The sequence below is a fragment of the Paraburkholderia dilworthii genome, from assembly GCF_000472525.1.
Classification (GTDB): Bacteria; Pseudomonadota; Gammaproteobacteria; order Burkholderiales; family Burkholderiaceae; genus Paraburkholderia; species Paraburkholderia dilworthii.
Genome location: NZ_AWZT01000083.1, coordinates 1 through 11,814, shown reverse-complemented (window position 1 = coordinate 11,814; position 11,814 = coordinate 1). Strand labels below are relative to the sequence as shown.

7 protein-coding genes and 2 pseudogenes are annotated in these 11,814 nt (G+C 61.4%); 6 read left to right on the top strand and 3 right to left on the bottom strand.

Annotated elements, in window-relative coordinates:
• Window positions 1–222 precede the first annotated feature (222 nt).
• From F759_RS39500 to F759_RS0133910, 5 genes and pseudogenes are all read left to right on the top strand, one after another.
• A pseudogene (locus F759_RS39500) lies at window positions 223–1,374 on the top strand (acetyl-CoA C-acyltransferase); the annotation flags it as partial.
• A gap of 284 nt (window positions 1,375–1,658) precedes the next feature.
• Window positions 1,659–3,305, top strand: coding sequence for a DUF1302 domain-containing protein (locus tag F759_RS0133925; protein WP_027803715.1), 1,647 nt, complete (start codon window positions 1,659–1,661; stop codon window positions 3,303–3,305).
• A gap of 25 nt (window positions 3,306–3,330) precedes the next feature.
• Window positions 3,331–4,701 (top strand): DUF1329 domain-containing protein, encoded by a 1,371-nt coding sequence (locus F759_RS0133920; RefSeq protein ID WP_027803714.1) that lies wholly within the window; start codon window positions 3,331–3,333, stop codon window positions 4,699–4,701.
• 89 nt (window positions 4,702–4,790) lie between these two features.
• Window positions 4,791–5,978, top strand: coding sequence for a WD40/YVTN/BNR-like repeat-containing protein (locus F759_RS0133915; protein WP_244438984.1), 1,188 nt, complete (start codon window positions 4,791–4,793; stop codon window positions 5,976–5,978).
• Window positions 5,975–8,374 (top strand): efflux RND transporter permease subunit, encoded by a 2,400-nt coding sequence (locus F759_RS0133910; protein WP_036025986.1) that lies wholly within the window; start codon window positions 5,975–5,977, stop codon window positions 8,372–8,374. The genes F759_RS0133915 and F759_RS0133910 overlap by 4 nt, the downstream gene beginning before the upstream one ends.
• A 302-nt stretch (window positions 8,375–8,676) precedes the next feature.
• Here F759_RS0133910 and F759_RS39495 read toward each other — a convergent pair whose 3' ends face one another.
• From F759_RS39495 to F759_RS0133895, 3 genes and pseudogenes are all read right to left on the bottom strand, one after another.
• Window positions 8,677–9,510: an EAL domain-containing protein gene (locus F759_RS39495; protein ID WP_084534436.1), complete on the bottom strand. Its 834-nt coding sequence runs from the start codon at window positions 9,508–9,510 to the stop codon at window positions 8,677–8,679.
• A 500-nt stretch (window positions 9,511–10,010) separates the two neighbouring features.
• Window positions 10,011–10,667 carry a TetR/AcrR family transcriptional regulator gene (locus F759_RS39490; protein WP_036025983.1) on the bottom strand — a complete coding sequence of 219 codons (657 nt, stop codon included), beginning with the start codon at window positions 10,665–10,667 and terminating at the stop codon, window positions 10,011–10,013.
• A gap of 5 nt (window positions 10,668–10,672) precedes the next feature.
• A pseudogene (locus F759_RS0133895) lies at window positions 10,673–10,846 on the bottom strand (3-hydroxyacyl-CoA dehydrogenase NAD-binding domain-containing protein); the annotation flags it as partial.
• 736 nt (window positions 10,847–11,582) lie between these two features.
• Here F759_RS0133895 and F759_RS0133890 point away from each other — a divergent pair.
• Window positions 11,583–11,814 (top strand): TetR/AcrR family transcriptional regulator (locus F759_RS0133890; RefSeq protein ID WP_027803710.1); only part of this gene is annotated, 232 nt, incomplete at its 3' end.

Below are 11,814 nucleotides of genomic sequence, written 5' to 3'. Positions count from 1 at the left end.
CCAGCGTGCGGTCGCCTTGCGCTGTGCGCGGCCCGGTGACGTGTCCTTGGCTGTCTGCGATGTGATGTAAGGCATAAGACCAAGCATATGCTAGGTTATCCTGCTTCGATCAGTAGTGTTTCCCCTAGCGATGCCCGGGTATTTCACGGCATGTTTAAACAAGCATTTGCTTGGTGTTGGATTTACAGTGAGACCTGCCAAAAGTGCTATAGGGAAACGAAATTGCGAAGAGCGGTCATTGTTTCGACGGCGCGAACGCCCATCGGCAAAGCGTTCCGCGGGTCGCTGAATTGCACGAAATCTCCAACCCTGATGGGGCATGCCATCCGTCACGCGGTGTGGCGAGCATCAGCTGAGGGATCCGAAGTTGACGACGTTGTTGTAGGCACCGTGCTTGGTGCAGGAACGGCAGGAGGGAATCTGGCACGTTTTGCGGCACTGGCCGCAGGCCTACCTGAGACCGTGTCCGGTCAAACTCTTGACCGCCAGTGCTCGTCAGGTTTGATGGCGATCGCGACTGCCGCCAAGCAGATCATGGTTGATGGAATGCAAATCGTTGTCGCAGGCGGTCAGGAGAACATTTCCGCCTTGCAGGAGCGGTACATGGCTTGGACAGCGGACGAGCAGGATCCCGCAGTCGTCGCTTCTGCCGCGCATGCCTACATGCCGATGTTGCAGACCGCAGAATTCGTGTCGGAAAAGTACGGCCTCAGCCGGATCGCGCAAGACGAGTACGCACTCGAATCGCAGTTGCGAACGGCGGCGGCGCAACGGGCCGGCGTGTTTGACGATGAGATCGTTCCCATCCGCACAACGATGAAGGTAGTCGACAACGCTACTCAGACGATCTCATTCAAGGAGGTCGAACTTGCGCGCGATGAGGGAAATCGACCCGACACGACGTTGGACAATCTCCAGAAATTGCAACCGGTTCTGGAGGGAGGGCGGGTGACGGCGGGCAATGCAAGTCAGCTCTCAGATGGGGCGTCCGCGTGCGTCTTGATGGACAGCCAGCTCGCGGAGAGGCGTGGACTAGACATTCTCGGTACCTACCTTGGCATGGCCGTGGCTGGTTGTGCGCCGGAGGAAATGGGCATTGGCCCAGTCTATGCCATCCCGAAACTTCTGGCCCATCACGGTCTGCGAGTTCAGGACGTGGGCCTGTGGGAATTGAACGAGGCGTTTGCGTGCCAGGCTCTCTACTGCCGCGACCGGCTTGGTATTGACCCGCTCAGCTACAACGTTCACGGCGGAGGCATTTCCGTCGGGCATCCCTACGGCATGACCGGTGCACGGCTCGTCGGACACGCGTTGCTCGAAGGACGGCGGCGAAAGGTCCGGTATGTAGTCGTATCGATGACCTCGGGCGGCGGCAGGGCTATCGAAGACGCTGTGGTGCTGGCCGAGTGCCTGGCCGCCCCGGGCAAGGCCGCGCAGGCGCTGGAGGCCTACAGCAGCCGCCGCATCCCGCGCGTCAAACGCGTCTGCGAGGCGTCGTTCCAGATTTCCGGATGGGAACGCGAAGACCCGGTCGGCAACGCGCAAAGAACCGCCGTGTTGCTGCTGGACTGCTACAAATTCCTCGGCGAGCCAATTTAGGATCCCTACCAGACAGCACCCCCAACACAACACAACACAACACGCGAGAGGAGACAAAGGTGGAACACTGCAAGAAACCCAATCATCGCATGGGCATGCTCGCATTGGCGGCGGCGGCCTGCGCCACTCCCCAGGCGCATGCTTTCAATATCGGCACGGGCAATGACGATCTTTCCGTCCGCTGGGACAACACGCTGAAATACAGCAATGCGTTCAGGGTGGATGGTCAGAGCAACTCGCTGCTTACTGGCAACGCCTTTTCCGCCAACACCGATGATGGCAATCGCAACTTCAAACCGGGCCTGATCTCCAACCGCGTGGACTGGCTGAGCGAGCTCGACGTGGTCTATAAGCAGCGCTATGGCTTTCGTGTCAGTGGCGCGGCCTGGTACGACAGCGTCTACAACACGTATAACGACAACAACTCTCCGGGTACCGCCAATCGCTTCTCCGGCGCCTATAACACCTTCAACCCTACGACCCGCACCCTCGAGGGTCGCGACGCTGAGCTGTTGGATGCCTTCATGTTCGGCGGATTCGACATTGGCAGCACGCGCCTGAACGTGCGAGCCGGCCAGCACTCGGTGCTGTGGGGCGAAAGTCTGTTCTTCGGCAGCAACGCCATCGCCGGCGCCATGGCCCCCTCGGACGTCATCAAGCTGGCCTCCGTGCCCAGCACACAGTTCAAGGAAGCCATACTGCCGGTACCGCAACTATCGGCGCAATGGCAACTGACCCCCGCCGTTTCGGTGGGCGCCTTCTACCAGTTCACCTGGGAGGCCAACCGCCTGCCCCCAGCCGGCAGCTATTTCTCCGGCCTGGATTTCGAGCCCGCAGGCGGCGAAGGCCTGTACATCCCCGGCGATCCCAACCCTTTGTTTCGGGGCCGGAACCAGGACGCGAAAAACAGTGGCCAGGGCGGTCTGGAACTGCGCTTCTCGGCGCTTGATACCGACTTCGGCCTGTACGCTGTACGCTTCAACGACAAGAACCCGCAGGTAGTCACTGACATCGGGCCCGCCGGCGTGCCGACCAACTACCACCTGGTCTACCAGGAGGGCATCACCGCTTTGGGCGCCAGCGCCTCGCACACCTTCGGCGACATCCAGCTGGCAATCGAGGCATCGATCCGCAACAACCAGGATCTGGCCTCCTCCAGCGCCAGTGACGTGTCGGCGCTGACCGGCACGGCGGCCAACAACAACAGCGGCAATCCCGCCTATGCCGTGGGACGCACCGCCCACATGAACGCCAGCACGCTCTGGACCCTGCCCTCGTCGCCCTTGGCCCGCGAAGCCTCGCTGACCGCCGAAGTCATGTGGAACCGCGTGCTGTCGGTGCAGAAGAACCCCCAGGCGCTCGATCCCAACTCCACGCGCGACGCGTGGGCATTGCGCATGGTGCTGGAGCCGACCTACCGCCAGGTGCTACCGGGCCTGGACATCAGCGTGCCTCTCGGCATCGGCTGGAGTCCCGCCGGCTCACGTTCACAAGCATTGGGGCCCTCGCTGCCCGCAACAAACGGCGGCGACATGAGCATCGGCGTGAAGGGCATCTACCTCGACCAGTGGCACTTCAGCCTGGCCTACACGCACTTCTACGGCCCAAGTGCTCCGATATTAGCCGGCTCCCCCGCGACCCTCACCTACGGGCAGTACATGAAAGACCGTGACTTCGTCGCGCTGTCCGTAACCACTACTTTCTGATCCAAAGGCAAGAGAGGAGCAATTCATGAAATTCCAGACACTCGCCCGCGCCGCCACGGTGCTTTCCGCCCTGGCCGTAATGGCCGCCACCCACGCCGCCGTTACTGCCGACGAAGCCGCCCACCTGAAAAGCGACCTGACACCGTTCGGCGCCGAAAAGGCCGGCAACAAGGAAGGCACCATTCCCGCCTGGACCGGCGGCCTGATAACGCCCACCCCCGGCTTTAAGAACGGCGGCCGCCGCCCTGACCCCTTCGCCAATGAAAAGCCCATACTGCAGATCACGGCGAAGAACATAGATCAGTATGCCGACAAGCTGGCCGACGGCGTCAAGGCGCTGCTGAAGAAGTACCCCGACACCTATCGCCTCGACGTCTACCCGACACACCGCTCGGCCGCCGCGCCGCAATACGTCTACGACAATACCTTCCAGAACGCCACGCGCGCCACGCTGGTCGAATCCAGCTCGGGGGCTATGTCCAAGGGTGCCATTGGCGGCATTCCCTTCCCTATCCCCAAGAATGGGGCGGAAGTCATGCTCAATCACAAACTGCACTGGGGCGGCGAGTCCTTTGTCGAGAACGCGCACAACTGGCAGGTCACGGCCGACGGCAAGGCCGTGCTGCTTTCGGACGTCACCGAGCAAAGCAACTCGCCCTATTACTTCAAGGACGGATCTTCCGACAATCTCCGCGACGACTACTCGATGGTCCGCGTCGACACCCACGGCCCGGCCATCCGCGCAGGCGAAGCGATCGTCGGCCACCAGACCATCGACGAATCCCACACCAACACGTGGGTCTACCTGGTGGGCCAGCGACGCGTGCGCAAGCTGCCCAACGCCTGCTGCGACACGCCGACCCCAGCCGCCGCGGGTGTTATGTCGTTCGACGAGATCCAAACCTTCTCCAGTCGCATGGATCGCTTCGACTGGAAACTGATCGGCAAGAAGGAGATGTACATCCCTTACAACTGCAACCATTGGCTGGCGGCCACCAAGGACAGCGACGTCCTCGGCCCGCATCACCTCAACCCCGATTACATCCGCTGGGAACTGCACCGCGTCTGGGTGGTGGAAGCCACACTGAAACCTGGCGAGCGCCACACCTCGAAGAAATCACTCTACTACGTCGATGAGGACTCCTGGCTGGCTGTGCTGGCCGACCGCTACGACGCCAACGACAAGCTCTGGCGCTTGACTTACTCGATCCCGGTCGCCATGCCCGACGTCCCCGGCGAAATCCCCTTCGGCTTCGGCGCCTACGACCTGTCAGCCGGCAGCTATGACGCCATGGGACTCGGCGCCGAGGAGAAGATGCAATACAAGATCAACGCGACCCCCTATCCGGAATCGTTCTTCGCACCCGAAAACATGGCTGGCGCAAGCGTGCGCTAACCCTCACATCAACATGAGTATGGCTTTGTTCGGAAGGGGGTGCGATTGTTATAAAACCGTGAGATCAAGGGGCGCGTGGATCTAAGCGGATGCCGTACAAAGCCAGACTCAAAGCAGGTCAGGAGCGTAAGCGCGAGAAGCCCGGCTACCGGGTGGTAACGAACTGTCGTGAATATAAAACCAAGAGCCAGCAAGCAGGAGACAATGTCATGCTTTATCACCCCACCCGGTGGCACGCGCGAGCTCTGCTTGCCGCCTGCATCGGTGCATTCGGCGTGGGCACAGCCTGGTCCGCCGCGCCTGTCGGTCCCGCGCTGGATCGCCCTGCCGTCATCTCGCAGCGGGCAGCGCAATCGGTACTACTCGGTATCGCGCAGGCGGGCAAGCGTCTGGTTGCAGTGGGCGAGCGCGGCATCGTGGTGGTATCGGACGACAATGCCGCTACATGGCGCCAGGTCTCGGCGCCCGTCAGCGTGACACTGACGGCAATTCGCTTCGCCGATGACAAACATGGCTATGCGGTCGGCCATAGCGGCACCGTGCTCGCCACCGTCGATGGCGGCGAGACCTGGACACGCGTGCTCGACGGCCGTCAGGCCGCGCAGATTTCCCTTGCTGCCGCCCAGGCGAATGGCAATGCTACGGCCCTCCACGATGCCGAGCGCCTTGTGGCCGACGGCCCCGACAAGCCCCTGCTCGACCTGCTGGTGCTCGACGCACGGCGCGTGATCGTCGTCGGCGCCTACGGCATGGCCTACTCCACCACGGACGGCGGGCAGAAGTGGACCTCCAGGGCGGATCGCCTGGACAACCCTCATGGCCTGCACCTGTATGCGATCCGGCGTCACGGCGAACGCATTCTCGTGTGCGGCGAACAGGGACTGGTGCGGCTGTCAGAAGACGGCGGCCAGACCTTCACGGCAATCAAGACCCCCTATAGCGGCAGCTTCTTCACCGCCGAGCTTCCCTCCGACAACGAAATCGTGGTGGCCGGGCTGCGCGGCAACGTGCTGCGCTCGCTCGATGCCGGCGCGAACTGGGAGCAAATCACGACGCCAGACGCCGCATCCATCACAGGCTCGGCCGTGCGCGCGGACGGCTCGCTGGTGCTGGTGGACCAGGCGGGCATGGTGCTCAGTGAAAGCGAAGGCGCTTTCGCTACGCTGAACAGCACCCCGTTGCCATCCCTGACCGGCGTTTTCCCTAGGCGCGACGGTTCGCTGCTCACGCTCAGCGTTCGGGGCGTTCTGTCTGCGCCCAACGGAGGCCAGAAATGAAGTCTGTTCCCGTCATCCACATGGACAAAGTCGGCACCTTCGATCCGCGCTCCGGCTCGCTCGTGGAACGAGCGTTGTTCAACCACCGTCTGGTCGTGGTGGTACTGTGCGCCATCGTCACCGCGCTACTGGGCTGGCAGGCCACCAAGCTGCACCTAAACGCCAGCTTCGAAAAAGCCATCCCGTCCCACCACCCCTATATCCAGAACTACCTGCGCTACCAGAACGAACTCTCCGGTCTCGGCAACGCGGTGCGCATCGCCGTGGAGAACCCCAAGGGCACCATCTACGACGCCAACTATCTGCGCGCGCTGCGCGGTCTTTCCGACGAGATCTTCCTGCTGCCCGGCGTCGACCGAATGAAGATGAAATCGCTGTGGACGCCCTCGACCCGCTGGGTCGGCGTGACAGAGGATGGCCTCGAAGGCGGCCCCGTGATACCCGACGGCTACACCGGGACGGCGAAAAACCTGGTGGCGCTCGACGCCAACATCGCCCGCTCGGGCGAGATCGGCCAGATCGTTTCCCTCGATTCGCGGTCCACCGTCATCTTCGTGCCGGTACTGGCCCGCACGCCGGACGGCCAGCCGTTCAGCTACGCCGCCTTCTCGGAAAAACTCGATGCCCTGCGTGTGAAATACGAGCAGCAGGGCCTGAAGGTGCACATCACCGGCTTTGCCAAGCTCGTGGGCGACCTCATCAACGGCGTGCGCGCGGTGCTGATGTTCTTCGCGTTGGCGGTCGCGATCGCGGCGGCCATGGTCTTCTGGTACACGCGCTGCATCCGCTCTACCCTGCTGGTCGTTGCGGCTTCGCTGGTCGCCGTGGTGTGGCAGCTCGGCTTGCTGCCGACGCTCGGCTACACGCTCGACCCCTATTCCATCCTCGTACCCTTCCTCGTGTTCGCCATCGGCATGAGCCACGGCGCGCAAAAGATGAATGGCATCATGCAGGACGTCGGGCGCGGCATGGACAAGCTGGTGGCGGCACGCTTCACTTTCCGCCGCCTCTTCTTGGCGGGCTTGACGGCGCTGCTGGCCGACGCGGTGGGCTTCGCCGTGCTGCTGGTCATCGACATCCAGGTCATCCGTGAACTGGCCATCGCCGCCTCGCTCGGCGTGGCCGCGCTGATCTTCACCAACCTGATCCTGCTGCCCATCATGCTGTCCTACACCGGCGTGAGCGCCAAGGCCGCAGCGCGCAGCCTGCGCGCCGAAACCGCCGACGCCGCTGGCGAGGACAAGCGCGCGGTATGGGCCTTCCTGGACCACTTCACGCAGCGCAAGTGGGCATCCATCGCGGTAGCCACGGCGGTAGCCATGAGCATCGCGGGCCTGGCCGTTGGCGCCCATCTCAAGATCGGCGACCTCGATCCGGGCGCGCCCGAGCTGCGCGCCGACAGTCGCTACAACCGCGATGTCAGCTTCATGAACCGGAGCTACGGTGCCTCCAGCGACGTGCTCGCGGTCATGGTCAAAACGCCGGAAGGCACCTGCTCCCAATACGACACGCTCAACAAGATCGACGCGCTGGAATGGCAACTGCGCCAACTTGACGGCGTGGAAGACACCAATTCGCTTGCGCTCCTGAATCGCCGCATGCTGGTCGGCCTGGCCGAAGGCAATCCAAAGTGGTACGAGTTCCTGCCCAACCAGGACATGCTCAACACCGTCACGGCCGGCGCGCCGCGCGGCCTTTACAACGATAGCTGCGGCCTCCTCACCCTGTACGTCTACCTACGCGACCACAAGGCCGACACGCTGAACCGCGTGGTGGAGCACGTCGAGGCATTCGCCCGCGAGAACAACACAAAGGATGTGCAGTTCCTGCTGGCCGCCGGCGCCGCCGGCATCGAGGCGGCGACCAACATCGCGGTCAAGGACGCCTGGCGCAAGATGCTGTACCTCGTGTATGGCGCGGTGGTGGTGCTGTCCTTCATCACTTTCCGCTCTTGGCGCGCGGTAGCGGTGGCGGTGCTGCCGCTGACGCTGACTTCCGTGCTTGCCGAGGCGCTGATGGTGGCACTGGGCATGGGTGTGAAGGTCGCCACGTTACCGGTCATCGCTCTGGGTGTGGGCATCGGCATCGACTACGCGCTCTACATTCTGTCGGTAACACTGGCGCAGCTGCGCGAGGGCAAGAGCCTGTCAGAAGCCTACTATCGTGCCCTGCTCTTCACCGGCAAAGTCGTGATGCTCACCGGCGTCACACTGGCCGTCGGCGTCGTCACCTGGGTTGCCAGCCCGATCAAGTTTCAGGCCGACATGGGTTTGCTGCTCGCCTTCATGTTCCTGTGGAACATGCTTGGCGCGCTGATCCTGCTGCCCGCACTGGCGCACTTCCTTCTGAGACCTGCGCGCGGCGCGTCGTACCGGGAAGCAAAAAACGCGTTTTGAATCACATCAACGTAATGTGGTTCGTGGCACTGCCCCTGGCTGTGCTGGCAGGGCAAGCGCCACGGGCAACCGCCATCCAGGCCAGCCGAAATCCTTCTTCCGACGCGCAGTTCAAAGCATTGGTCGCGGGCGAAGTGGGGGTGCGGCCCGAATCTGGAGCGCATCCTTGGGTAATCGCCGCTGGTAGGGGACCCGGTCAACCTCATCACAGATCACCACCACACTGTTGTTCGAGTGCAGATCGATTCCTCCAAACTTGTCCATGCTGACTCCCGTGCATCAAGTCGGTTTGGACCTTGACTTTACGCTGGCCGTCGCTGCTGGACCGAAAGCAGGCCGGCTATATGATTAACAGCGCCGTATGCGGCTTCGTCGGCGCGATGTGGGGCCGGGCGGGCGAAGTAAAATCCCTGGACGAAATCCGAATCGCACTCCGTCGCGACCAACGCCTCGCGCTGCGTTTCCACCCCCTCGACCACAACCAAAGCACCAGTTCCATGCAACAGCGACACCAGTCGCGGAAGCTGACGCGCGAGACGCGGGCTCTGAGCAGCCTGCTCGATGACCGTGCGGTCCAGTTTGACGATATCGGGCTGGAGTTGCCAGACCCGGTCAATGTTGGAATGACCGGCCCCGAAGTCATCCAGGGCTATCTGGAACCCCAGTTGCCGAAATGCGGCAACTCCGTCGATGAGTTGCTGAAGATTGCCGTTCGGTGTCTCCAGCACTTCCAGGACAACGCGGTCAGTCCTCAGCTGCAAGCGCCTCATGCTATCCTCTACCAGGCGGCGATAGGCCTCTGACACGATGAAGCCGTCTGGCCGGACATTGAGAAAAAGCCGATCACGGGCATTCGCCATCTGCGCGAAGTTTGATGCATGGAGCAACTGGACACCGCGCTCAAGATTATCCCAACGCCCCCGTTCAACGGTGCGGCCCAATACCGCAAGCGGATGAACCTCCTTTCCGGTAGGGTCGCGCACCCGGAGCAACGCCTCATAGCCAATTGAGCGACGATGCGACACGCTGAATATGGGCTGAAATGCGCTCGAAAGCGTCAGGTTACCAAGGCGTGCCGACGGATACAGAAGAGGCGCGTTACTTCCGCGAAACTGCAGCAGGTCTGAGGGTTCCAATTGATTGTCCGGTGTTACAGCGTCGAAGGTTGGGAAGGGTCACGCCAACAAAACTACCTCGAACCATAGCCCTTCCTAGACAATTTCATCGTTCCGGGGTTGCGTACCATGAGGCTATTCGCCGGGCGCAAAATGAGTTATCTCACCGGCTTCGCTGAGCCCACTGCCACCGGCCGAATATTCAGTGACTGATTGCGTCGACGACATGGTTCGACACCGGATCAAACTTGCGGCGGTCATCCCTGCGGTTCCCCACAATGGGTGTTTGGCGAATTCCTGCGTCGTACACACGGCCATCTCCGTCAACTGCTGACATACATAACTGATCCGCACCAGCCGCTCGAGACTGACGAACCCTGCCGGGTCAGTTATTTCTAACAAACGAGACGCGACCGAGGTACAGCGCGTCGCCCAGGCGGTTGCGCCGCTTCAACTTCAACATGCCAGGCTGTGGTCGCGGATCGTATACGCCCCGCAGTGGCGTTCCAATGTCCCTGGACTCAGTCGGGCACGCCCGCCCGATGATCGGCCAAAGGTATTTCTTGCGGCGATGCCCACAATCCACCTGAAAAGAATCCGGTAAGCACTGTTTGCATCATCTTGTCGCTCATCAAATGCGGATCGCCCATTCTAAATAACTGCACCCCATCGCACAGGCTCATCAAGCCAAGCGCGAGAGCGTCGGTCTGGCGCCCCATCGGGCTGCCATCGCACTCCGAAATCCTACGGATGTACGCACTAATCTGTTCGAGCTTTTCTTGCCGGAAGGCATTGATGCGCTGCTGAAACGCGGTGTCTCGGAACGCCAGTAATTTGGCCTCGACCCAAAGCGGAAAGCAATCGTTCTCAAGAAAAGAACGGCTGTAGTGCGCGACGGCGCGCTCCTTCATTTCCTCGGGCGTGCCACGCTCCTTCATGATCCGCTGAAGATTCGCTAGCGCCGTATCGTCATCGCGGCGTAGTAGCTCGATCAGCAGTTCAAGTTTGCCGCCGAAATTTGAATAGAACGCGCCGCGCGTATAGCCAGCCGCTTCAGCGATTTCCTCCACGCTCGTTGCGGCCAGTCCCTTTTCAATGAAGATCTTCCGCGCAGCTTCAAACAGGAGCTCTCGAGTCTGCTCTCTGCGCTGTGAGCGTGTCAGGCGTTCGCGCTTCATGGCATAGAGGTCTCAATGCGGGCAAGCGCCACATCACGCGTGGCCGCGTCGATTTCTTCTTTGGCGACCAGCGTCTCAAGGTCGATCATCACGACCTTCAGCATGGTGACTGCGGCGACCTGAGCGATCCCGTTTCCCATGATGCCCGCGCCGACGCTTCCTACCGTTTCAATTGCCATGTTTGTTCTCTTCCGTAGGGTCTCGAATACCGGTTATTGCAGGTTTTCAAAAATGGCCGCTAGGCCTTGCCCGCTGCCAATGCACATCGTCAGGAGCGGCGCTGTCAGTTTATTGGACAGGCGGCGGTAAAATGATGCAATGAAGAAGACGGAATCCGCTTTGTCACGGCCACCGATTCCCCGCTGTCGCCATCAGCTGTTCGCTGGTGTTTCCGGTTCAGCCTGAGCCGGCGCGCCGGCTCGGCCAGACCATGCATCGGTGACCTGCTCGACACGCCGGCAACATCGAATCCCGGCTCGCCGGATAGGACCGCGCAATCAGCGAGATAGCACGGGCCGATGAGCGCAGCAAGAGACTTACGCGACTGCGAGTGGATCAGCATGGCACGGTGTTCGATGTGCTGGTGCAAAGCCGGCGCGACAGGCACGCAGCTAGTGTTCCGTTCCGCTGATTCGCGCAAAAGTCTCTGTAGCTTTTCGAGAATAGAGTCAGCGGAACGGGTTACCAGACGCGCACGCGCATTGCCCCCCGCCGCTGCAACTGAACGTCACATGTGGAGCCAATGACAGAGACGCAAGCGGAGCGGCTCGCTCCTGCGCTGTCGATGGGCGGCCGTTGCACTTCGCATGAATGTATTTGCTAGTCTTTGACGTGCGCATGTGTTTCTATACCCATTAGTACAGCAACCGATATGCTAGACTATAAAGTACATAAATTGCAAGGAGGAATTATTACGTGCAGAAAAGTTCGCCAGAGAGCCGCGTCGGTCGCCCGAAAGATGCCGCCAAGCACACGTCCATTGTGGAAGCGGCAACGAGGCTGTTCTCCGGGCAGCGCTACGACACCGTAACCATGGAGGCCGTCGCCGCAGAGGCGGGGGTGTCAAAGATGACGGTCTATAGCCATTTCTCGGACAAGGAAGCGTTATTCGAGGCCGTCGTGAGTGACGTTTCGGACCGGATGCTCC